Annotated in this window: 20 protein-coding genes; 5 read left to right on the forward strand and 15 right to left on the reverse strand. The window is 69.6% G+C overall.

All coding sequences use genetic code 11. The features are described 5' to 3' along the window. Positions 1–31 precede the first annotated feature (31 nt). From ACZ6O0_RS19565 to mraZ, 4 genes are all read right to left on the reverse strand, one after another. The gene (locus tag ACZ6O0_RS19565; protein ID WP_465766328.1) at positions 32–2,218 is read right to left on the reverse strand and encodes a peptidoglycan D,D-transpeptidase FtsI family protein; all 2,187 of its coding nucleotides are present in this window, start codon (positions 2,216–2,218) and stop codon (positions 32–34) included. A 4-nt stretch (positions 2,219–2,222) separates the two neighbouring features. Then, positions 2,223–2,903, reverse strand: coding sequence for a cell division protein FtsL (gene ftsL / locus ACZ6O0_RS19570; protein WP_465766329.1), 681 nt, complete (start codon positions 2,901–2,903; stop codon positions 2,223–2,225). Beyond that, complete coding sequence (gene rsmH / locus ACZ6O0_RS19575) at positions 2,903–3,868, reverse strand: 16S rRNA (cytosine(1402)-N(4))-methyltransferase RsmH (RefSeq protein ID WP_465766330.1); 966 nt, start codon at positions 3,866–3,868, stop codon at positions 2,903–2,905. Before rsmH ends, ftsL begins: the two co-directional genes overlap by 1 nt. A gap of 247 nt (positions 3,869–4,115) precedes the next feature. After that, on the reverse strand, positions 4,116–4,547 hold the full coding sequence (gene mraZ / locus ACZ6O0_RS19580; protein ID WP_465766331.1) for a division/cell wall cluster transcriptional repressor MraZ: 432 nt from the start codon (positions 4,545–4,547) through the stop codon (positions 4,116–4,118). Positions 4,548–5,142: 595 nt separating this feature from the next. On the opposite strand from mraZ, the gene ACZ6O0_RS19585 reads away from it, so the two are divergent. Genes ACZ6O0_RS19585 through ACZ6O0_RS19595 form a run of 3 tightly spaced genes read left to right on the forward strand, consistent with a single transcriptional unit; the run spans position 5,143 to position 9,686 of the window. Next, positions 5,143–6,048 (forward strand): AAA family ATPase, encoded by a 906-nt coding sequence (locus ACZ6O0_RS19585; RefSeq protein ID WP_465766435.1) that lies wholly within the window; start codon positions 5,143–5,145, stop codon positions 6,046–6,048. 3 nt (positions 6,049–6,051) lie between these two features. Beyond that, a complete protein-coding gene (locus ACZ6O0_RS19590) occupies positions 6,052–7,338 on the forward strand; it encodes a DUF58 domain-containing protein (RefSeq protein WP_465766332.1) in 1,287 nt (428 codons plus the stop codon). Beyond that, a complete protein-coding gene (locus tag ACZ6O0_RS19595; RefSeq protein WP_465766333.1) occupies positions 7,335–9,686 on the forward strand; it encodes a transglutaminase TgpA family protein in 2,352 nt (783 codons plus the stop codon). The genes ACZ6O0_RS19590 and ACZ6O0_RS19595 overlap by 4 nt, the downstream gene beginning before the upstream one ends. Before the next feature lie 224 nt (positions 9,687–9,910). On the opposite strand, the gene ACZ6O0_RS19600 is transcribed toward ACZ6O0_RS19595, so the two are convergent. The 9 genes from ACZ6O0_RS19600 to ACZ6O0_RS19640 all read right to left on the reverse strand — a co-directional run bounded on the left by ACZ6O0_RS19600 (position 9,911) and on the right by ACZ6O0_RS19640 (position 17,147). Then, positions 9,911–10,411, reverse strand: a complete 501-nt coding sequence (locus ACZ6O0_RS19600) for a DUF3040 domain-containing protein (RefSeq protein ID WP_465766334.1) — start codon at positions 10,409–10,411, stop codon at positions 9,911–9,913. A 162-nt stretch (positions 10,412–10,573) separates the two neighbouring features. Then, positions 10,574–11,320 (reverse strand): methyltransferase domain-containing protein, encoded by a 747-nt coding sequence (locus ACZ6O0_RS19605; protein ID WP_465766335.1) that lies wholly within the window; start codon positions 11,318–11,320, stop codon positions 10,574–10,576. Between the two features lie 95 nt (positions 11,321–11,415). Further along, on the reverse strand, positions 11,416–12,267 hold the full coding sequence (locus ACZ6O0_RS19610; protein WP_465766336.1) for an ABC transporter permease: 852 nt from the start codon (positions 12,265–12,267) through the stop codon (positions 11,416–11,418). Beyond that, a complete protein-coding gene (locus ACZ6O0_RS19615) occupies positions 12,264–13,076 on the reverse strand; it encodes an ABC transporter permease (RefSeq protein WP_465766337.1) in 813 nt (270 codons plus the stop codon). Before ACZ6O0_RS19615 ends, ACZ6O0_RS19610 begins: the two co-directional genes overlap by 4 nt. After that, positions 13,073–14,104, reverse strand: a complete 1,032-nt coding sequence (locus ACZ6O0_RS19620) for an ABC transporter ATP-binding protein (RefSeq protein ID WP_465766338.1) — start codon at positions 14,102–14,104, stop codon at positions 13,073–13,075. The genes ACZ6O0_RS19615 and ACZ6O0_RS19620 overlap by 4 nt, the downstream gene beginning before the upstream one ends. A 237-nt stretch (positions 14,105–14,341) precedes the next feature. Next, complete coding sequence (locus tag ACZ6O0_RS19625; RefSeq protein ID WP_465766339.1) at positions 14,342–15,553, reverse strand: DUF480 domain-containing protein; 1,212 nt, start codon at positions 15,551–15,553, stop codon at positions 14,342–14,344. A gap of 292 nt (positions 15,554–15,845) precedes the next feature. Beyond that, entirely contained in the window at positions 15,846–16,100 is a 255-nt protein-coding gene (locus ACZ6O0_RS19630; protein ID WP_465766340.1) for a hypothetical protein, read from the reverse strand. Positions 16,101–16,125: 25 nt separating this feature from the next. Next, entirely contained in the window at positions 16,126–16,599 is a 474-nt protein-coding gene (locus ACZ6O0_RS19635; protein ID WP_465766341.1) for an SAV_6107 family HEPN domain-containing protein, read from the reverse strand. Continuing rightward, positions 16,596–17,147, reverse strand: a complete 552-nt coding sequence (locus tag ACZ6O0_RS19640) for a DUF6504 family protein (RefSeq protein WP_465766342.1) — start codon at positions 17,145–17,147, stop codon at positions 16,596–16,598. Before ACZ6O0_RS19640 ends, ACZ6O0_RS19635 begins: the two co-directional genes overlap by 4 nt. 361 nt (positions 17,148–17,508) lie before the next feature. Here ACZ6O0_RS19640 and ACZ6O0_RS19645 point away from each other — a divergent pair, with 361 nt between their 5' ends. Next, positions 17,509–18,057 carry a DM13 domain-containing protein gene (locus ACZ6O0_RS19645; RefSeq protein WP_465766343.1) on the forward strand — a complete coding sequence of 183 codons (549 nt, stop codon included), beginning with the start codon at positions 17,509–17,511 and terminating at the stop codon, positions 18,055–18,057. Between the two features lie 10 nt (positions 18,058–18,067). Continuing rightward, on the forward strand, positions 18,068–18,538 hold the full coding sequence (locus tag ACZ6O0_RS19650; RefSeq protein ID WP_465766344.1) for a YbaK/EbsC family protein: 471 nt from the start codon (positions 18,068–18,070) through the stop codon (positions 18,536–18,538). On the opposite strand, the gene ACZ6O0_RS19655 is transcribed toward ACZ6O0_RS19650, so the two are convergent. Further along, entirely contained in the window at positions 18,531–19,262 is a 732-nt protein-coding gene (locus ACZ6O0_RS19655) for a nucleotidyltransferase domain-containing protein (RefSeq protein ID WP_465766345.1), read from the reverse strand. The genes ACZ6O0_RS19650 and ACZ6O0_RS19655 overlap by 8 nt on opposite strands. A gap of 10 nt (positions 19,263–19,272) precedes the next feature. Continuing rightward, entirely contained in the window at positions 19,273–21,195 is a 1,923-nt protein-coding gene (locus ACZ6O0_RS19660) for an N-acetylmuramoyl-L-alanine amidase (RefSeq protein WP_465766346.1), read from the reverse strand. Positions 21,196–21,288 lie beyond the last annotated feature (93 nt).

A 21,288-nucleotide genomic window follows, 5' to 3' on the forward strand; every position in this document is an offset into this window, starting at 1 on the left:
CCGGGCACCGTGACTCCTACCTGACCCTGCGTCACCAGGTGACGGGTACGTCGGGCTGCTTGGCTCCCGTCGGCGGGACGACGTACTTCTGCAGCGCGTAGCTCATCACGTCTCGGAACACCGGTCCTCCTTGGAAACCACCACCCCGAGCACCTGTCGGGTCGTGCAGTACGACGTACGTGACGAACCGTGGGTTGTCGGCAGGAGCGAATCCGGCGAAAGAAGTCGCCCACTTGCCGTACTTGCCGGTCTTCGGGTCGACCTGCTGCGCGGTCCCGGTCTTGCCCGCGACCAGGTAGCCGTCGATCGCGGCCTGCGGCGCGGTGCCCTTCTTCGCGGTCACCGCCTCCATCATCGTGGCGACCTCCTTGGCGGCCTTCTCGCTGACCACCCGGTGCGGCGGGGCGGTCTGGTTCGGGATCACCGTGCCGTTCGCGTCGATGTAGTTGCGGACCAGCTTCGGCGGCACGTACACGCCGCCGTTGGCGACCGCGTTCACCGCGGCGGTCATCTGGACGGCGTTCACCGACAGGCCCTGGCCGAAGGCGACGTTCGACCGGGTCAGCTCGGGCCACTCGTCACCCGGCTGCATCAATCCCTTGCTCTCCCCCGGGAAGCCGAGCCCGGTCGGCTCGCCGAACCCGAAGTCGTGCAGGTACTTCACGAACTGCGGGATCCGCATCTGCTGCGCGGCCATGATCGTGCCGACGTTCGACGACTTCGCGACCACACCGGCGATGGTCAGGTTGAGCGGGCCGTGGTCCCAGTGGTCCTTGATCGTCCGCCGCTGCACCTCGATGCTGCCCGGCACCCGGAGCTTGGTGTTCAGGTCGATCAGGCCGGCGTCGGCGAGGGCGGCCATCGTGACCACCTTCTGCACACTGCCCGGCTCGTAGGTGCGCTCCAGCGCCGGGTTGTTCAGGTCGGCCGGCGCGTACTTCTTGTTCGGGTCGAAGGTCGGGTAGTTGGCCATCGCCAGGATCTCGCCGGACTTCACGTCCTGCACGATCACCGTGCCGCCGCTGGCCTTGTACTGCTTGACCGCCTGCTCGATCCGCTTCTCCGCGAAGAACTGCAGGTCCGTGTCCAGGGTCAGCTGCACGCTGACGCCGGGCTTCGGCTCCTCGACCGTGTGGTTCGCGTTCGGGATCTTGTTGCCCTTGGTGTCGACCTCGTACATCGCCTTGCCGTCCTGACCGGACAGCTTGTCGTTCAGGGCGTACTCGAGCCCGGACTGACCCTTGCCGTCGGCGCCGACCACGCCGACGACGGTCGACGCGACGCTGCCGTTGGGGTGGCTGCGGATCGGGTCGTCCTCGGTGTAGAGGCCGGCCAGCAGCGGCGCGTCCTGCTCGGGCGGCTTGCTCTTGTTCTCCTCGGCGATGGCGGCGTTGCGGGTCTTGAGCTCGGCCTCGATCTCGTTCCAGGTCTGTGGGCTGACCTGGTGCGCGAGCATCGCGAAGCGGCCGCTCCCGGACATCGCGGCGAGCAGCTTGGTGTACGTCGTACTCGTGAGCTTCGGCGCGAGGATCGAGGCGAGCTGCTGGGCCACCGGCTTGGTCTGGGTCGGGTCGGCCGTGATCGCGACCGCGTCCTCGGACACCGCCAGCGGGACCCCGTTGCGATCCTCGATCGACCCGCGGGACGCGTGCAGGACGAACCCCTCGGTGTTCTCCTTCGTGGCCGCGGCCGCATAACTGTCCGGGTCCACGCCCTGCAGCAGCACCAGGCGCCCGGCGAACAGCGACAGCACGAACGCCATCACCCCGAACGTCATCCGCAACCGCAAGGCTGGCCGCCCCAACCGCAACATCCGAGGCGGCTTCCGCACCTTCCGCTTCTTCGGGCGCGGCGCGGGCCTGTTCTGCGGCGGGCGCTTGCGCGGCGGTGAACCCTTCTTGACCGGGCGCTTGGCTGTTGTCTTCTTGGCAGGCGCCTGCTTGCGAGGTGCCGCCGTACCAGTGGAAGGCCTCTTCCTGGGCTGGCTGGGTGCGGCCTTCTTCACCGGGCGTCGCGGCGCCGCGCTCTGTTCGGCCGCGCGCTGCTCCTCGCGGGACTGGCGGAGGAGTCTTTCGCGGGTGGACTCGGGACGCTGCGGGGTGTTGCGGGTGCTGTCGGTAGTGGCGGACGGACGGGGCGGAGCCTTGCGGGGCGGGGTGCCCCGGCGTGGTGCCGCGCCACGTTTACGCGGCGGCTCGTCGCCCCGTCGATCCGTCATCCGATCATCCCCCGGTGGTCGTGGTGCCCTGCGCCCCCGTCGTACCGGCGCGCGGCTTGTTCGTCGTGGCGGGCGGCTTCGTGCCCGTCGCCGTTCCTGTCCGTGCGGTCGTTGTCCCGGGCTTCACCGTGCCTGGCTTCACCGTGCCGGGCTTCACCGTGCCCGCGGGCGGCTTCACCACCGGCGGTGTCTTGACCGTTGGTTTCGTGACCGGCGGTTTGACCACCGGCGGCTTGGTCGCGGTGCCGGTCGGTGTGCCGGGACCGAACATCGCCGTCCCCGTGCCGGCCTTCCCCTCGGCCGGCACCCCGAGCACCCGCCCGTCGGACAGCCGCAGGAAGACCGGGTTCGGGTTCGGCACCATGCCCATCCGCAGCGCCCGGTCGGCCAGGTTCTGCGGCGACTCGAGCGTGCGGACCTGCTTCTCCAGACCTTCCTGCTGGTCGCGCAGCTGGTCGGCCTGGTTGCTCAGGCTGGTGACCTCGAACGTCCCGCGCTGCAGCTCGGTATTGAGCAGCAGCAGGCCGACCAGGCCGGCCGCCAGCAGCGACACCACGAAGATGACGAACGGCATCCGCGGCGGCCGGAACGGCGCACCGTAGACCACCCTGAGCTTCGGCTCCGACCGCTTGGCCGGTGCGGCCGGCGTGACCCGCGCCTTCTGCGGGCTGAAGACAGTACTCATCAGGCCACCAGCCCTTTCTCCCGGACTCGTTCGGCCGCCCGCACGCGAGCGGAGGCAGCCCGCGGGTTCGCCGCGACCTCCTCCTCGGTCGGCCGCTCCGCACCCCGGGTCAGCAGCTTCAGATATGGCTCATGACCGGCCGGAATGACCGGCAGGTCGTCGGGTACGTCGGTCTTGGTCCCGGCCGCCAGCGTCTGCTTGGTGATCCGGTCCTCCAGCGAGTGGTAGCTCATCACCACGATCCGGCCGTGCAGCGCCAGCGCCTCGATCGCCGCCGGCAGCGCACGACGCAGTACGTCGAGCTCCCCGTTCACCTCGATCCGCAGCGCCTGGAAGGTCCGCTTGGCCGGGTGTCCCCCGGTCCGGCGGGCCGCCTGCGGGATCGCGTTCCGGACCAGCTCGGACAGCCGCGCGCTGTTCGTGAACGGCTCGGTCTCCCGCTCCCGCACGATCCGGTCCGCGATCCGGCGGGCGAACTTCTCCTCGCCGTACTGGAACAGGATCCGGGCCAGGTCGGCCGCGCTGTAGGTGTTCACGATGTCGGCCGCGGTGGTCGGGCCGGTGCTGTCCATCCGCATGTCCAGCGGCGCGTCCTGCGCGTAGGCGAAACCGCGGTCCGCCTCGTCCAGTTGCATCGAGGAGACACCCAGGTCGAACAGGATCCCGTCGATGGCCGGTACGTCGAGGTCCGCGAGCACCCGCGGGAGTTCGTCGTACACCGCGTGCACGAGGGTGATCCGCTCTTCGTACGGCGCCAGCCGGTCACCGGCCAGCCGCAGCGCGGCCGGGTCACGGTCGAGCCCGATCAGGCGAGCGTCCGGGAACTGGCGCAGGAAAGCCTCGGAGTGACCACCCAGACCGAGGGTCGCGTCGACGAGGACCGCACCGGGATGCGCGAGTGCCGGCGCCAGCAGCGCGACCACGCGCTCCAGCATCACCGGCACATGCCGCTCCGCAGCGTCCATCTCGACCCTTCCCGTCGCCGCGGGAGCGACCCTGCCCCCGCAGGTTCTCTGTGTTGCGGTGATGCCGATCGGTGGTGGGCGGTGCGGAGACGACTCCGTCCGGTCAGATCGCGGGTACGCCTTCCGGGGAAGTACCTCGGGGTCTTGGCGCCGGGGAAGTGGCGCCAACACAGGAGGTCGGAAGTCGGACCCGTGATCTCACCGGACGGCCGGTGTGCTCGCGATGCCGCTTGCCCACTGTTCAGCTTCAGAAGATGCCGGGCAGTACCTCCTCGGAGAGATCGGCGAACGCCTGCTCCTGCTCCTGGGAGTACCTGTTCCAGTTCTCCGTGTTCCAGATCTCCACCCTGTTCATCGCCCCGATGACGACGCAGTCGCGATCCAGTCCCGCGTAGTCGCGCAGCATCGGTGGGATGGTGACCCGGCCCTGCTTGTCCGGCACCTCGTTCGAGGCTCCGGCGAACAGCATCCGCAGATAGTCCCGCGCACCCTTGTTGGTGATCGGCGCCTGCTTCAACTGCTCGGTCAACTGGACGAACTCGCCCTCGGGCCACACGGACAGCGACCGCTCCTGTCCACGCGTGATCACCAGGCCGTCGGCCAGTTCGTCGCGGAACTTCGCCGGCAGGAACAGCCGTCCCTTGTCGTCGAGCTTGGGGAAGTGAGTTCCGAGGAACACGCTCCACCTCCCCGTTGCGGACTCTCCGTCTCAGGCGAGCTGTTTCCACCACTTCGATTCCATTGCGCTCCACCTTACTCCACTTTCCACCACCGTCAACCAACTTCCGCCCCATTCCCTCCCCGCGCCGCCTGATTCCGGCACCGCTCCCCCGCGTGTCGCTGCCGGGTCAACCGCCTGGATCTCCTCCACTTCGCTCCACCGGGCCTCCTCCACTTCCCTCCACCCGGCGACCTCCACCGCACTCGCCGCGGTACGCCAGTGAACCTTCCGGGCAGACTGTCCGTGAACCTTCTGGCGGCCGGGTACGTCGTACGCCCCGCGCACTGCTTTTTCCGCCCGTACGCTTGGAGGGACGTCAAGATCTGGAGACCAGAGACCGACCCCGCCGTGAGGGCGTGTGCCGATGAACACCGAAACGCCAGGTAACGAAACCCCCGCTGCTCTAGGCCCGACCCCTACAGCGGGTGAGAATGTGTCGGCCGTCAATGAATGGGGAGGACACAGGGTGAGCACCACCGCGACCAGCTCGGCGCTGGCAGGAGCCGGGGACTTCGACGAGCTGTCCGAGGTGGCGGGCCGGGTCCGCCGGGCGATGGAGCAGGTGATCGAGGGCAAATCAGACGTGGTCGAGGTCGCCATCACGGTCCTGCTGGCCGAGGGACACCTGCTGATCGAGGATGTACCGGGCGTCGGCAAGACGATGCTGGCCAAGGCGCTGGCGAAGTCGATCGACTGCAGCGTGCGACGGATCCAGTTCACGCCGGACCTGCTGCCGTCGGACATCACCGGCGTCTCCGTCTTCAACCAGGAGATCCGCGACTTCGAGTTCAAGCCCGGCGCGGTGTTCGCGAACATCGTGGTCGGCGACGAGATCAACCGCGCCTCGCCGAAGACCCAGGCCGCGCTGCTGGAGTCGATGGAGGAGCGCCAGGTCACCGTCGACACCACGACGTACCAGCTCGAGGCGCCGTTCATGGTCATCGCGACCCAGAACCCGATCGAGATGGAAGGCACCTACCCGCTGCCCGAGGCGCAGCGCGACCGCTTCATGGCCCGCGTCTCGATGGGCTACCCGGAGCCGGCCGCCGAGCTGCGGATGCTCGACGGGCACGCCGCCGACGATCCGCTGCTCACGTTGCAGCCCGTCACCGACGGTCAGCAGATCCTGCGCCTGGTGAAGACAGTGCAGTCGGTGCACGTGTCGGAGTCGGTCAAGGAGTACGCCGTCGCACTGGTCGGCGCGACCCGGCGGTCGCAGGAGCTCCGGCTCGGGGCCAGCCCGCGATCGACGCTGCACCTGATCCGGGCCGCCCGGGCGGCCGCGGCGCTCGACGCCCGGGAGTTCGTCCTGCCCGACGACATCCAGGAGCTCGCGGTGCCGGTGCTGGCCCACCGGGTGCTCCCGGCGGCTGAGGCGCACCTCGGTGGGCGCGGATCAGCCGACATCGTCTCCGGGCTGGTGGCCAGCGTGCCGCTGCCCCGCACGCGTCGGGACTGAGCCATGCGGCAGGCACTGCGCGGGCTGACCACCAGAGGGCGGGCGTTCGTCGCGGCCGGTATCACCGCCTCGCTGTGTGCGCTGCTGCTCGGGCAGAAAGATCTGTTGCGGGTCGGGATCCTCCTGGTGGCTCTCCCGGTCGTCGCGGCGCTCGTCGTCGGCCGGACCAGGCTGCGCCTGCAGGTCCGTCGCAGCCTCGCGCCGGACCAGGTCCCGGTCGGGACGCAGGCGACCGTGGAGCTTGCCCTGAGCAACCAAGGCCGGATGCCGGCCGGGCTGCTGCTGCTCGAGGACCGGATTCCCTATGTCCTGGGACACCGGCCGCGGTTCGTGGTGGACCGGGTCAGCCCGAACTGGCGTCGTACCGTCAGCTACCCGGTCAAGTCCGACGTCCGTGGGCTGTTCCAGGTCGGTCCGTTGATGCTGACGGTGGCCGACCCCTTCGGCTTGGTGGAGACCAGCCGGACGTTCACCCGTAGCCAGCACCTGCTGGTCACGCCGCGGGTCTACCGGCTGCCCGAGATCCGGCTGGGTGCGGACCGGGCCGGCTCGGGCGAGAACCGGCCACGGGCGATCGCGTCCGCCGGTGAAGAGGACGCGACAGTCCGCGAGTACCGCGACGGTGACGACCTGCGCCGGGTGCACTGGCGTTCGACCGCCCGCCGTGGCGAGCTGATGGTCCGGCGTGAGGAGCAGCCCTGGCAGAGCCGGTGCGCGATGTTCCTGGACGCGCGGACGATCTCGCACCACGGGCACGGGCCGTCGTCGAGCCTCGAATGGGCGGTCAGCGCGGCCGCCTCGATCGGCATCGACCGGATCCGCCGCGGCTACGTCACCACGATGCTCGGTGGGCCGACCACCTTGTCGGCGATCACGCATCGCACGTCGGCCGCCGTACACCAGCCGTTGAACCCGCAGCAGCTGCTGACCGAGTGCGCGACCGTCGAGGAACACAAGTACGCCGAGATCGGCCCGCTGCTGACGGTCGACCGGCACGTGCAGGAGCCGAGCCTGGTCGTCGCGATCGTCGGCGCGTGTACCAGTGACGACATCGTCTCGCTGAACCGCTGGCGGACCAGCCAGGCGACCGGTGTCGCGCTGCTGCTCGACGCGGCCAGCTGGGCGGTCGGCGCCGAAGCAACCGAGAAGGCGGCCCGGCTGAGCGCGGCCACGGCCGCCACCGAGAACGAACTGCGCCTGAACGGCTGGCGGGTCGCCAGAGTCCAGCGCGGTGACCACCTACCTACCGTGTGGTCCTCCCTGGGACTGCGGAGCGGAAGGATCGCATGACCGGTCACGCCAGGATTTCCATCGCCGCGTGGGGAGCGACCGTGCTCGGGTCGCTCGTGCTGACGCCGGTGTTCTCCGGCCCGTTCCTGTTCATCAGCGCCCTGATGTGCGCCGCCATCACCGGCATCGGCGTCCTGCTGCAGAACCTGCGCACCCCGCGCGTCGTCGTACCGCTGGTCCAGCTGGCCGTGCTGGTGGAGCTGCTCTCGTTCTTCTTCCTGAGGGACACGCTGAAGTTCGGGCTGATCCCGTGGAAGGCGACCGCGCTCGAGTTCAACCAGCAGATGGTCAACGCGATGGACTCGATCAACCGGTTCAGCGCGCCGCTGCCGCCGGACTCGCATCTGACCCTGTTCGCGGTCTCGGTGATCTCGGCGACCGGGTTGCTCATCCACGTCATCGCCGTACAGCTCCGGCAGGCCGCCTGGGCCGGGTTGCTGCTCCTGATCATGTACACCGTGCCGGCCGCGACCGTGCACGGCGGACTTCCGGCACTGCTGTTCATCCCGCCGGCGCTCGGATACATCCTGCTGCTGTCCGCGGAGGGCCGGAGCCGGCTGAGCCGGTGGGGCCGACGCATCTCCGGTGTGTCGCACCTGGACGCGGCCGAGCCGGTGGAGGCGTCCGCGCTCGGCCAGGCAGGACGCCGGATCGGTCTGTCCGTGGTCGCCCTGGCCGCGCTGCTGCCGGCGTTGTTGCCGGCCCTGCCGGAAGGGGTGATCGGCAACGGCCTGGCCGGCACCGGTCCCGGCAACGGGGTCGGCGCGTCGATCTCGTCGACCGACCCGATGCTCGACATGGGCCGGAACCTGACGCGCGGCGACAACGTGGTCGCGCTCACCTACAAGGGCGGCCCGAGCGGCGGTACCTACCTGCGGCTGACCGCGCTCGATCTCTTCGACGGCAGCACCTGGCGGATCGCGCCCCGGCCGGAGGGCCACAAGATCGACGGCGACCTGACCCAGCCGCCGGGCTTCATGGGCGACCTGGGCAAGGTCCCGCAGACCAAGATGGAGATCGACGTCAGCCGGAGCTTCCGGTCCCAGTTCGCACCGGTCCCCTACCCGCTGCGCTCGATCTCCCTCAAGCGCGACTGGCGGTACGACAGCAACACGCTCGACGTGGTGTCGAACGGACAGACGGTCGCCGGCAAGAAGTACGACGTGACGTCGTACGACCTGGAGCCCACGCCGGAGCTGCTGGCCAGCGCGGTCGACGGCCGCCCCGACCAGTACACGAGCAGCGTGCCGTCGCGCACCCCGCAGGAGATCAAGGCGCTCACCGAACAGCTCACGGCCAGTGCCAAGGGCAACAAGTTCGAAGAGGCCGTGCTGCTGCAGAAGTGGTTCCGCAGCGGCGGCAGTTTCACCTACAGCACCGAGAACGCCCGCGGCAGCGGGATGCGGGCGCTGAGTGACTTCCTGCTGAAGACCAAGACCGGGTACTGCGAGCAGTTCGCCACCGCGATGGCCCTGATGGCCCGCATCGTCGGCATCCCGTCCCGCGTCGGCATCGGATTCCTGCCCGGCACGTCCGGCAAGGACGGTCAGTACACGGTGAAGATGCACGACATGCACGCCTGGCCGGAGCTGTACTTCCAGGGCACCGGCTGGGTCCGCTTCGAGCCGACCCCGGCCGCGCGCGTGGCGACCACGCCGGACTGGACGGTCGCCGCGACCCCCGACCCGACGAACCCGACCACGAACCCGAGCATCGCGCCGATCTCGCCGGGCGCGACCGACGACCCGGAGATCAACCGGCCGAACGGCGACCGGAACCTGCCGACCGACAGCGGCGTGGCCGTCGTTGGCGGTGGCAACTGGTTCACCAACGGCGGCGGACGGGTGATCGGGATCGCCGCCGGAGTGCTCCTGCTGCTCTGCATCCCGTGGTTGATCCGCAGCCTGACCCGCCGCCGGCGGTTCGCGCGGGAGCCAGGACGTGCTTCGGCCGAGGGCCTGTGGGCCGAGATCCGGGATACCTCCCGAGATCTCGGGCTGGACTGGTCCGACATCTCCACGCCGCGGCAGTCCGGCGACTGGCTCGTCTCGAAGCTGCCCGCCGACACGCAGCCACAGGCGATCCGGCTGGCCCGCGGGATCGAGGCCCTCCGGTACGCCGGTGACGCGAATCCGACCGTGGACCTCCGGACCGAGGCGGCCGCCGTCCGCAAGGCACTCTGGACGCAGGCACCGCGACGCCGCCGCTGGCGGGCGCGACTCCTGCCGCCGTCCTGGCGCTGGTACCTCAACCGGGGCAGCACCGAGGCCTCCGACCTCCTGGACGAGTTCGACCTCCTCCTGGCACGCCTCCGCTCCCTGGCCCTCAGACGCCGCCACGCCGGCTAACCGAGTCAGCTGAGCCCAGCCGCTCCAGTTCGGCGCTGTGCCTGGCCGCCGGCGGTCACCCAACCGCCGGCCCGCGCAGCGCCGAACGGGAGCTGCCTGCACCACCAAGCGGTGGCCGCGGCAGCGGCACTCCCCCACACAAAAAGCAACCACACCCGCCCCACCAGGGCACGGGTGTGGTTGTCGGACTGGGTTTCGCGCTCAGTCGGCGGCGCGTCCAGCCGTCAGAGGTCTTCGTCGCGCCGGCGCCGCCAGCGGTCCTCCATGCGCTCCATGAAGCTGCCGGACGAGTCGTGCTTGGTCCGGTGCCGCTTGGTCGGCGGGGGCGGCGGGATGTCGTCGGCGTCCCCGGCGTTGCTGATCCGCTTCATGCTCAGCGCCGCGATGTACAGGCAGGCGACCATCATGACGAAGCCGATGACTCCGATGATGGTGTTGGGGATGATCGCACCGGCCATCAGCACCACGATGCCCAGCACGAATCCGACGCCGGCAAGCACTGCCCGGCGCTTGTAATACAAGCGCACATTGGTCCCACGCATAGCGGAGACGAACTTCGGGTCTTCCGCAGCAAGGGCGCGTTCGAGCTGCTCGAACTGGCGCTGCTCTTCTTCCGAGAGGGGCACCGTCGATCCCTCCATGATGAGCGCGATCTCGATAGGCCGCCTCCAGTCTAGGCCGAGCACGCCCCACACGAAACCCTGACCACCTGTCCAGCGCGTCACGGTCCGGCAACTGCCCTACAACACCCTGTTCAAACCTGCTCTTTCAGGCGTGTCGCTCACAGCCGACTCACAGCCTCGCAGCCGCTGGGGCCGCAGGTCACTCCGCGATCACCCTCCGTCGCCGCCGGTCCAGGTGTGATCGGGCCCACACGCCTGACACGGTCAGCGCGTGGCGAGGATATGGAGCTGGGTGGCAACGGCGCGGAAGGCCGGATGCTGGCTGGCCGCGCGCTCGAGTTCGGCGAGCGACTCGGCGGCGCCCGGCTCGGAGTCGACGAACGCGGACGGGACCAGGTCGGCGAACGTGCGTACGCCGTGCACCGTGTGCACCATGAACCCGGCGTCGGCCAGTTGCGCGATGATCCCGGCCTCGTCGAACCGGCGCGGCATCGGGTCGGTCGCGCCCCACCGTCCGTCCGGATCCTGCAGCGCGACGCGCGCCTCGGCCAGGTGCCCGGCCAGCGCGCGGGCCAGGACCACAGCGTTGCGCTGGGCAACAAGCAGACTCAGTACGCCGCCCTCCCGCAGGACCGAGGCCATCGCCTGCAAGGCCTGCACCGGATCGTCGACGACCTCCAGCACGCCATGGCAGAGGACGGCGTCCGCACTCGACTCGCCGGCCAGTCCCGGGAGCTCCGCCGCGTCGCCTTGGACACCGCGGACCAGTTCGCTCACGCCTTCGTCGCTGGCCCGGCGTTCCAGTGAGGCCAGTGCGTCCGGGCTCGGGTCGACCACGGTCACGCGGTGCCCTTCGACAGCCAGCGGCACCGCGAACCCACCGGTCCCACCGCCGAGGTCGACGATGTCCAGCCCGGCGCCCGGATCGGTGCGCGCCCGTCCTGCCAACGCGACCCGCAGCGCCTCAGCCACCAGCGCCGTCCGCACACCCCGCCGCCGCCGATCCACCATCCGCAACCCTCCAGCCAGTCCCCCGAACCCACCACCTCACCGCGCCACACCCTACTTCCACCCCACCTCCTCCCCTGTCAGCGCACCCCGCCGGGTCAGGAGCTCGCGCTGGCATACGTGCGTAGGCCGCGGTGCCAGAGCATTCGAGCGAGGGTCAGGGCGGTCACCGACAGGGCAATTCCGCCGGCAACTGGGGTCCAGCCGACGTCGCCGGACAGCGCCTGGACCGGGAACGTCGTCGCGAAGGCCACGGGGAACGCGAAGGTCAGGAACGCGCGCACCGCCACCGGGAAGAACACCAGCGGATAGCGGCCCGCCTCGACCAGGTTGAGGTAGATGGCGCCGATCGGACCCACGGACTGCAGCCAGAACGCGAGGAACGACATCGCGCTCCACACGGTCGCGAGCAGCACCAGTCCGCAGGCCGCGAGGACGAGCGCCTGCAGGATCTCCAGTGGGTCCGGGCTCGCACCCGACTGGACGAGGCCGATCACCAGCACCGCGATGCCGCTCCCGACGTTGCTGAGCTCCGCGATGTCGATCCACCGCAGCGTCAGGTAGAACTGGCTGGAGACCGGCCGCAGCAGCACGCTGTCGAGTTCGCCCTCGGTGATGTACGCCGTCATCCGTTGCAGGTTGGGCGCGACGAACGCCGCCATCAGGCCGGTGATGATCTGGTACGCCCCGGCGAGCGTGATCACCTCGGCCCGCGACCAGCCGTGCACCTCCCGGGTGAAACCGAACAGCAGCAGGATCGGCACGATGCCGAGCCCGAGCTGCACGAGACCCACCAGCAACGTCGTGACGAAGTGCGCGCGGTAATGCGTCTCACGAACCACGGCCTGGGACAGAAACCGCCGCCACAACCGGAGGTGGCGCCACTGCCGGTGCAGCCAGTTCCGGTCGAGCGGTTGCCGGTCGGCGGCGTACGTACGCAGCTCGGTCATGCGCCCACCGCCGAGTACGCGCGGATCCCGGCTGACCACACCAGGCGGGCGATCGTTCCGAACACGACGACGTACGCCGCCTGGAGACCCAGGCCGACCAGGAGATCCCGGCCGGACAGGTTGCCGGCGACGACCTCGACCGGGAACGACACCGTGTACCTGAACGGCTGGTTGTCGATGAACCCACGCGACCAGTCCGGCATCAGCGCCAGCGGTACGACGGCACCGGACAGCACACTCGCAATGATCAGCCGGGCCTGCGCAAGCGCCGACACGTCGTCCATCCAGAACGCGAGGGCCGCGATCAGGATGTCGATCGTGAACACGAGCACGGCCCCGAGCACGATGCTGACCGCGAACACCGCCCAGCGGCCCGGGCCGGCCGGGATGTTCATCGAGTCGCGGAAGATCCACCAGAGCACGCCGATCATCGGGACCAGCGCGAACAGCTTGAGGAACTTCTCCGCCAGGTTGTTCGCGACGAAGCTCAACAGCAACGACGCCGGCCGCACCATCCAGCTGGAGAGTTTGCCGAGCCTGATGTCGTTGGCCAGGAAGCCGGTCAGCCACGACGACGTGGCCATCGTGACGAAGCTGAGCAGCACGAAGTAGGTGGTGACGAATCGCTCGTCGATCGGGAGTCGAGCCCCGTTCGCGATCGCGGTGCGCCAGATCAGCAGGGAGATGATCGGCACGCAGACGTTGGCCGCCATGAAGATGATCCACGCGCCGCGGTAGATGGACTGCTGGACGACCTGCGCCGCGGTCATCCGGCGCAGCACGCGGGCGTTGCGAACGAGGGTGTTCATCGGGCGTCCCCCAGCGTGCTGCGGCGCAGGAAGAGGTCGCGCATGATCTCTTCGATGTCCGCGTCCGCGACGTCGAGGTCGACCAGCGGACCGATCCGGGTCAGCTGGCCGAGCACGTCGCCCGCACGCTCACGGTCCACCTCGAGCTTGACCGTCTGGCCGGAACTGTCGACCGCGGTCACGCCTTCGAGAGCGGCAAGGCGGTCGCCGTCGACGATGGTCGCGTAGGTCGCCTGCACGAGTTTGCGCGGGCGTGCCGTGTGGACGAGTTCGTCGAGGCCCCCGTCGTACTGCAGGCGCCCGTGGTCGATGATCATGACGCGCGAGCAGAGTGCCTCGATGTCGTCCATGTCGTGGCTGGTCACGAGGATCGTGGTGCCGCGGACCTTGTTGACATCGGCGAGGAACGTTCGTACGCGCGCCTTCGCGACCACGTCGAGGCCGATCGTCGGCTCGTCGAGGAAGAGGATCTCCGGGCCGTGGACGAGCGCCGCCATCAGCTCCAGCTTCATCCGCTCGCCGAGGGAGACCTTGCGCACCTGGACGTTCAGCAGGTTCTGGACGTCGAGCAGCTCGGCCAGCTCGGTGACGTTGCGGTCGAACTCCTTCTGCGTCAGGCCGTACATGTCCTTGTGCAGCAGGAGACTCTCCATCGCCGGGACGTCCCACCACAGCATGGTCTTCTGGCCCATGACGAGCGCGATCCGGCGCAGGTAGTCGTGCTTGCGATCGGACGGGGTGAAGCCGAGGACCTCCAGCTCACCGGCCGTGGTGTAGAGCAGGCCGGAGAGCATCTTCAGGGTGGTGGTCTTGCCCGCGCCGTTCGGGCCGAGCAGGCCGACGACCTCGCCGCTGTCGATGCTGAAGGTGATCTTGTCGACGGCGAGCCTGGTCTCGTACGTCCGCCGGACGAGGCTCTTGATCGCGCCGCCGAGTCCGGCCTGCTGCTGGTGGAACGTGTAGGTCTTGGTGAGGTCCGCCGCGGCGATCACCGGCGGCCGGGGCGATGGGACGGGTGCATTCGTCACGGTGGAGTACCGCTTTCGAAAGTCGGGGGTAGTTCGGACCGGGCAACGTCAGCGCAGAGCACATGGGTCCTCTGGTCCATCCGACATACGGCTGCCACCGCCAAGCTAAACGGGGCAGGAAAGCGATGTCCAACCGATTTCCGCGCTCAGGACGCGGTGCGAGCGGGTTTCCGCGATCAGGGCTTGGTGCGGGCGGGTTCCGCGATCAGGGCTTGGTGCGGACGGGGGTTTCCGCGATCAGGGTGCGGTGCGGGCGACGACGTACAGGCGTTGGGTTGTTTCCTGCCTGGCGGTGATCGGGCCGCGGAGGTACCACTCGACGTCGACGAGTCCGGCAGCCTCGAGGACCGCGACCACGGAGGCGGCGTCGTACAGGACGTAGTCGAGGTCGACCTCCTGGTCGAAGAACGTGTCGACGTGACGGACCTCGGCGCCGGCGTGCAGCGCGAGGACGAGCCATCCGCCCGGGTCGAGCGGGCGGACGAGCGCCGCGACGGCATCGGCGAGCTCGGACGCGGCCAGGTGGATCAGGGAGTACCAGGCCAGGACGGCCGACCAGCCTGAGCTCGTCGGCGGGCGACCGAGGCGCCGCAGGTCTCCGACCTCGAAGGTCCCGTCGGGGAAGCGCCGCCGGGCTTCTGCCACCATCTCGGCCGAGAAGTCGATGCCAGTCGCGTCTGCGCCGTGATCGGCCAGATATGCGGTCACATGTCCCGGGCCCGAGCCCACCTCCACCACCGGTCGTCCGGCGGCCTGCTCGACCACCCGGTCCAGCAGCCATCTCTCGAACGGCAGCCCGTCCAGCTCGTCCAGTAACTCATCCGCGTACGCCGTCGCGACAGCGTCGTACGCCGTACGCACCCGAGCGTCACGTGCATCCGTCCCGTCGGCGATCACCACGTCGCGGTCGACGGACTCGGTGGCGACCACGGCGGCTTGCTCCGGGACCGGTCCGAGGAGATGCACCCAACGACGGTCGTGCTGGCCGGGCCGCCGTTCGAGCTCGCGCACCAGTGGCTCGGGTCGCGCCGCCATCCGGCGCAGACAGGCCTCGACGTCGGACCGGTCGGCGAACGGGTGCAGCCGCTCGGTCCGGGTCCGCAACTCCCCCGGCGCCTGCTCGCCGCGCAGCAGCAACACCGTCATCAGCGCCCGCTCATCGGGCTCGAGCTCCAGCCGCTCGTCGAGAATCTGGTGGTACTTCAGCGTCCGCCGGCCCGTGTCCACCCACACGATCCGCACCAGCTCACGATCCCGGAGCGACCGCGCGGTCTGCTCCACCGTCGCCTGGTCGTACTCGACCACGGGATCCCGGTTGCTCGCCTGATTACAAGCCGTCCGCAGCGCGTTGGCGGTGAGCGGGTACGACGCCGGCACCGTCGTCTGCTTCTCCATCAAGCTCCCGAGCACCCGCTGATCCTCAGGCCCCAACACAGGAAGTTCACTCACCCTCCAGACCCTAAAGCCCCGCGGGCCTCACACCCCCCAACAACCACCCCACGACCAGCCGATTCAGCAACCCGTCACCTGAACCACCAACCGGCCAGGTGGGCGGCTCGGTATACCCCGCCGGACGCGCAGGTGCCCCGGGCGGCGGATCGCCAGCCTGGGGCACGTGGGTTAGCCGGATTGGCGGGTTGGCCCGGGTCGGTGGGTTGGCCCGGGTCGGTGGGGTGCCCAGGTCGGTGGGGTTAGCCGGGTTGGTGGGTTGCCCCGTTGGGGGTTTAGCCCGGTTGGTGGGTTAGCCGGGTTGGTAGGTGTCGGGGTCTTTCGGGATGAGGGGTTCGAAGGCGGTGCCGTTGCAGCTCGGGCAGGGGAGGCCGGCTTGGGTGCCGGCGCCGGCGCAGGTGGTGCAGAGGCCGTCGTGCCAAGACTCTTCGGTCAGGGAGTGGTGCGGGCGGGGGTAGTGGGTGTCGGGGAGGTAGCACTCGGCGCCGGTGATGGCGTGGACTCGGCCGCACAGGTCTGTGCCGATGCCTCTGGGGAGTTCAGTCACGGGTCGGGGTCTCCTGCCGGCTGGATCAGCTGGCTTGCATCCAGGATTGAGTGAGGACGGACTGGGGGTCGGTGGTCGCGGTGAGACCGGGGGTCGTCGAGAGGCGCAGGCTGGCTTCCACCTGCGTGTAGAAGGTGTCGACGGCGCGAACCAGGTCGTCGGCCTCGCGGGTGGTGACGGCGCGCTCGAGACCCGCCTCGGCGGCGGCGCGCTGGGATGCGCCGGCGGCGAAGAACGTGGCCCACTCGCCGAACTCGGGAGCGACCTCGGCCAGCAGCACCCACGCGTTCCGCTGGACCCGGCGGCGGGCGCCCGAGCGCACCGGGCGGGCACGAACGGCGAGGACCGCCGCCGCGACCCGGAGCGCCGCGACATGCGCACTCGAATACCGGAGCAGGTGGTCGCTGGTCTCCAGCGCCTCGGCCAGCGCGGCCCGCGCCCGGGACAACTCCCGGCTTGCCGCCCCTGCGGCCGCCGGGGAAACCGGTGAAACAGTCATCGATCCGTCACCCTCTCCAGTTGCCAGCGACCGGAGTCCGGGTCGTGCGCGAGATCGAACATCTCCCGCCGACCATGCCGGCCACACGCCGCCTCGACTCGATACACCGCACGCCGCGGTCCCCAATCCGCATCCAGCACGCCGACGGCCGCCGGGCTTGCGGACAGTCCGCGGGCCGGCTCCCCACCGGCCGCGTCCGCACCGAACTCGTTGGCGCTCCCGGCGGCAGCGAATGCGCCATCGCTACCGCCGGGAGCGAGCGCGGCCAGGCAGTCGGCGAGAGAACGGGGGCTCGCCGACGCCACCGCGCCGTTCGGGTGGCGCGTCGCAGCACCGGCGCGCTCGGCGTGGGTCCAGTGGTCGGCGCGCCCGTCGTACGTCAGGCCGGCGCCGATGATGCCGCGTTCCCACCAGGCGGCGGTCTCGGTCCAGTGGGACTGGACGGAGCAGACGCGCCACAACCGGCCGCGCCAGAGGAACTGGTCCGGGGTCTCGGCGCCGTCCACCAGCACCGAGTGCACATCGACGGCCTCGTCGAACTCCCACATGTTCCATCGCCTCCTGTTGACGAACTGCTTCCCCTGGTCGGAGGCCCGGCGGGCCGGCACGGGGTGGGGGTCGAGGTCCACCCCGGTGCCCGGCCCGCCGGGACCACCGGTTTCCGATGCGGCCGCAACTCCACACCGGAGCCGTCCAGCTGCCCGGCTCACCTCTGCATTCCCGGACAACTCATCGCGTCCGGCTGCCCGGTCTCCCGACGAAACCGGATCTGAGGTAATCGAACATCTGTTCGAACACTGGAAGCGTATCGCCGCCCGCCGACAATCGTCAACGGCCCGTAAGCCCGGCGCGCCGTCCCGCGGCCGCGAGAGCCCGCAGACTGGAGACACCGAAGAGGTGGAGGGAACGATGACGAAGCGATGGCGGGCAGTGTTGATCGCCGCGGCGGCGGTGGCCGTCGTGGTCACCGCGGTCGCGTTGCCGCTCTTCCAGCCGTGGCGGCTCGTCACCGACAAGGTCGTCGACGAGGCACTCCCCGGCGCTGCTCCGATCTCCACACAGTCATCGTCGACGACGCCACCGACAGTTTCCGGACCGCGATCGCCGGCGCCGAAGACGTTGCTGACCGGGCAGTTGATCTCCCACGAGCACGAGACCTCCGGCACAGTCGCCGTGCTGCAACTGCCGGACGGCTCCCGCGTGCTCCGCCTGGAGAACCTGGACACCTCCGACGGTCCGGACCTGAAAGTGTGGTTGAGCGATGCCGCGGTGGTCGACGGCCGGGCGGGATGGCACGTGTTCGACGACGGTCGGTACCGCAGTCTGGGCAGCCTGAAGGGCAACCACGGCAACCAGAACTACCCGATCCCGACCGGCACCAGGCTCGAGGACTTCCGCAGCGTCGTGATCTGGTGCGATCGATTTAACGTGTCGTTCGGTGCGGCGCAGCTCGCATAGGGTGCTGTGGGTGAGCAGTCATCCCAATGTGCAGAAGGTGGCCGACGCACTCCACGCGGCCGGTGCCACCGGTGAGATCGTGATCCTCGACGAGGCGGTCCCGACGGCCGCGGCCGCGGCGGCCGAGCTCGGGTGTGAGGTCGGCGCGATCGCGAACAGTCTGATCTTCGACGGCGACGGCACCCCGGTGCTGATCCTGACGTCCGGCGCGCACCGGGTCGACACCGCGAAGGTCGCCGCCGAGCTCGGTATCGGCAAGCTGCGCCGCGCCACCCCGGAGTTCGTCAAGGAGCACACCGGTCAGTCGATCGGCGGCGTCGCCCCGGTCGGCCACCCCGGCCAGGTCCCGACGTACGTCGACTCCGCCCTCGAGCAGTACGACGTCATCTGGGCAGCCGCCGGGATCCCGCACTCGGTCTTCCCCACCACGTACGCCGAACTCCTCGACCTCACCAACGGCACGCCGATCACCGTCAACTGAGCACCGACGGGATCGCCGTCCGGACGAACTGCCGGGTCAGCACCGCGCGGCGATGCCGCCACCATGGCAGCACGCGCCGGTGCGGACCGTACCGCCGCCGAGCGATGTCGGAGACGACCGCACCAGGGGCGTCCAGCGACGGCAACACGTCGAGGGCCGCGCGTTTGGTGATCAGCTCCCCCGTCGTGAGCGTGACGTGCGCCCGGGCGATCGTGAGCAGGCTGAGGTCGACCCAGATGTCGGCGTACCAGGGAGTCCGCTTCCGCGTCACCGGCAGCCAGAAGTCGCGCAGATCCCGCCGGATGAAGGCGAACAGCTCGTCATCACTGGTTGCCGGCAGCAATGACGACGGTGGCGGCCCGTAAAGCGACACGTTGCTCAAAGCAAGCTCCCGCCGGGTCACCGGCGTCACCGGGCGATCGAAGTACCGGCCCTGCGCGAAGGTCGCGTGGCGGATCAAGGGATCGGCGAGCTCCGAGGCGACCAGGTAGGAGCAGTGGAGTTTGGCGGCGAGCGGAGAAGACGCGATCAGCCGCCGGTGCAGCTCGGCGACCGCTGCCGGTGGAGGCGCGGACACGACCGCGACCACATCGAGGTCGCTGCGCCCCAACTGGTAATCCCCCAAGGCCAGTGAGCCGTGGAGCCAGACTGCCTCGACGGCGGCGAGCCGGCGTAGAGATGTGACGAAGCCGTCCAGCAGTCGCTGGACGGCCTCGTCGATCACGACACCCAGCCTAGAAGGCGGGCTGGACGTCCACGTCGGCGGCGCGTACGTACGCCATCCGGTGGCCGAACCAGATCTGGAAGTACCGGTCCTTGCCCAGCACCTGGACGTGGTCGGCCGGGGGCTGCTCCGCGAACGTCACGGCCCGGTAGTAGTCCGTCTCGATGTTCAGGTCACCGACCGGGTAAGCCTGGCCCGCGCCGATCGAGTACTGCAGCGGCGTGACCGTCTGGTACGGGATGTTGGCCGGGTACGCCGCCTGCTCGGGGTAGGCACGCCCGTAGACCGGCACCGAGGTCTTGCCCGCCTTCGGCTTCACCACGAGACCCGGCTTGGCGAACGCATCCGGGGCCGACGCCGGGCTCTTGAACCAGCCCATCGCGCCCAGGTACCACACCGCGACCCAGTCCCCTTGGCGCTGCGCCACGACGTACTGCGAGCCCGCGGCGGCCCGTGACCCCATGTCGGAGACGTCAGTGGTGCCGTCGCTCCCGTCCGGGTGCAGTCCGACGTCCTTGACCAGCGGAGCGTTGTCGTCCGGCGCCTGACGCAGGTAGACGAAGTTCGTGCCCTGCGGCGTGCACTGGGTGCCCGGAGCGTCGCAGTTGCTGACGACCTGCACGTTGCCCGCGAAGCCGGGCTTGATGGTCACGATCGAGCCGGCCTTCACCGGGAACACGTTGTGCCCGTAGATCGGCGCGCCCAGCAGGTCGAAGTAGTGCTCCCAGTCCCAGTACGGTCCCGGGTCCCAGTGCATGCCGCGCACCGTGGACGGGACCGTGCCCGGCACCTGGTCGTGGCCGATGATGTGCGCCCGGTCGAGCGGGATGTTGTTCTTGGCGGCCAGGTACTTCACCAGCTTGGCCGAGTTGCGGTACAGCGACTCGGTGAACCAGGTCGCACCCTGCGGCGCGAAGCCCTCGTGCTCGATGCCGATGCTGTGCATGTTCACGTACCAGTTGCCGGCGTGCCAGGCGACGTCGTTCGCCTTCACGTGCTGCCACGTGTGGCCGTCGGACGACCGCATCGTGTACTGCCAGCTCACGTACGTCGGGTCCTGCACCAGGTTGAGCACACCCTGCCAGGTGCCCTCGGTGTCGTGGATGACGATGTAGTCGATCTTCCCGGTCTTCGGCCGGTTCGCCAGGTCGTGGTTGCCGTAGTCACCGGCCGTACCGAACTCCGAGTACGGCGCCGGCAGCCACTCGCAGCCGAGCGACGGCGGGCACTCCACGTTGGAGGTGGACGGCTTCACACCCGCGGGCAGCGACAGCTTGTTGACCTGGGCCTTGTCCGGCGTGACCGCGACGGCGGGCATCACGACCTGCTGGCCGGTGTTCGTCGTCCGGGCGGCACCGCGGGCCATGATCGAGTAGACGTCGTCGGCGAAGCCGGCCGCGGCCACCTTGTCCCCGGCCTCGGCGTACGACGCGACCGCGCCGTACCACTCGGCCGGAGAGGTCTCGGCGCCGACGGGCAGACCGAGGGACCGCTGGTACGACGCCAGCACCGCGGCACCACCGTTGATGTTGGCGGTCGTGTCGGTGCGCAGCGCGGACGCGTCGAGACCGGTCAGCTTGGCGGCCTTGTCGAGCGTCTGCAGTGAGTCGGCCGTGGCGACCTTCTGCTTGCCGGACAGGTCCGCGACCTCCGACGCGCCGAGCGCGGTGAGGTGCATGGGGCCGTAGCCACCTGACGTACTCGGCGCGCCACCGTGGTCGTCCCAGCGGGACTCCGCGTACGACACGGCCAGCAGCACGGACTCCGGTACGCCGTACTTCGCGGCGGCCGCGCTGTACGCCGTGGCCGCGACGGCGGCCGGTGCCGGCGGGGGCGCCGCGGCGGCGGGCGGACCTCCTGACGACACGCCGGTCAGGGTGATGGGCAGCGCTACCGCAGCCAGTGCGGCGAGAATCTTCGGACGACGCAGCATGTTGTTCTCCTGAACCCAAGGGCGGGTGCCGGTCACAAAGACTGGCAGCCTAGTCACTGTGAGTCGAGGCGAGCCGGATGTCAACGGTTAACC

Source organism: Kribbella sp. NPDC048837, assembly GCF_055586945.1.

What these genes read in the sequence shown, in the direction of transcription:
- ACZ6O0_RS19565 (WP_465766328.1), bottom strand. Translation starts at nt 2,218, where the DNA reads ATGACGGATCGACGGGGCGACGAGCCGCCGCGTAAACGTGGCGCGGCA.
- ftsL (WP_465766329.1), bottom strand. Translation starts at nt 2,903, where the DNA reads ATGAGTACTGTCTTCAGCCCGCAGAAGGCGCGGGTCACGCCGGCCGCA.
- rsmH (WP_465766330.1), bottom strand. Translation starts at nt 3,868, where the DNA reads ATGGACGCTGCGGAGCGGCATGTGCCGGTGATGCTGGAGCGCGTGGTC.
- ACZ6O0_RS19585 (WP_465766435.1), top strand. Translation starts at nt 5,143, where the DNA reads ATGGAGCAGGTGATCGAGGGCAAATCAGACGTGGTCGAGGTCGCCATC.
- ACZ6O0_RS19590 (WP_465766332.1), top strand. Translation starts at nt 6,052, where the DNA reads ATGCGGCAGGCACTGCGCGGGCTGACCACCAGAGGGCGGGCGTTCGTC.
- ACZ6O0_RS19595 (WP_465766333.1), top strand. Translation starts at nt 7,335, where the DNA reads ATGACCGGTCACGCCAGGATTTCCATCGCCGCGTGGGGAGCGACCGTG.
- ACZ6O0_RS19605 (WP_465766335.1), bottom strand. Translation starts at nt 11,320, where the DNA reads ATGGTGGATCGGCGGCGGCGGGGTGTGCGGACGGCGCTGGTGGCTGAG.
- ACZ6O0_RS19610 (WP_465766336.1), bottom strand. Translation starts at nt 12,267, where the DNA reads ATGACCGAGCTGCGTACGTACGCCGCCGACCGGCAACCGCTCGACCGG.
- ACZ6O0_RS19615 (WP_465766337.1), bottom strand. Translation starts at nt 13,076, where the DNA reads ATGAACACCCTCGTTCGCAACGCCCGCGTGCTGCGCCGGATGACCGCG.
- ACZ6O0_RS19635 (WP_465766341.1), bottom strand. Translation starts at nt 16,599, where the DNA reads ATGACTGTTTCACCGGTTTCCCCGGCGGCCGCAGGGGCGGCAAGCCGG.
- ACZ6O0_RS19640 (WP_465766342.1), bottom strand. Translation starts at nt 17,147, where the DNA reads ATGTGGGAGTTCGACGAGGCCGTCGATGTGCACTCGGTGCTGGTGGAC.
- ACZ6O0_RS19645 (WP_465766343.1), top strand. Translation starts at nt 17,509, where the DNA reads ATGACGAAGCGATGGCGGGCAGTGTTGATCGCCGCGGCGGCGGTGGCC.
- ACZ6O0_RS19660 (WP_465766346.1), bottom strand. Translation starts at nt 21,195, where the DNA reads ATGCTGCGTCGTCCGAAGATTCTCGCCGCACTGGCTGCGGTAGCGCTG.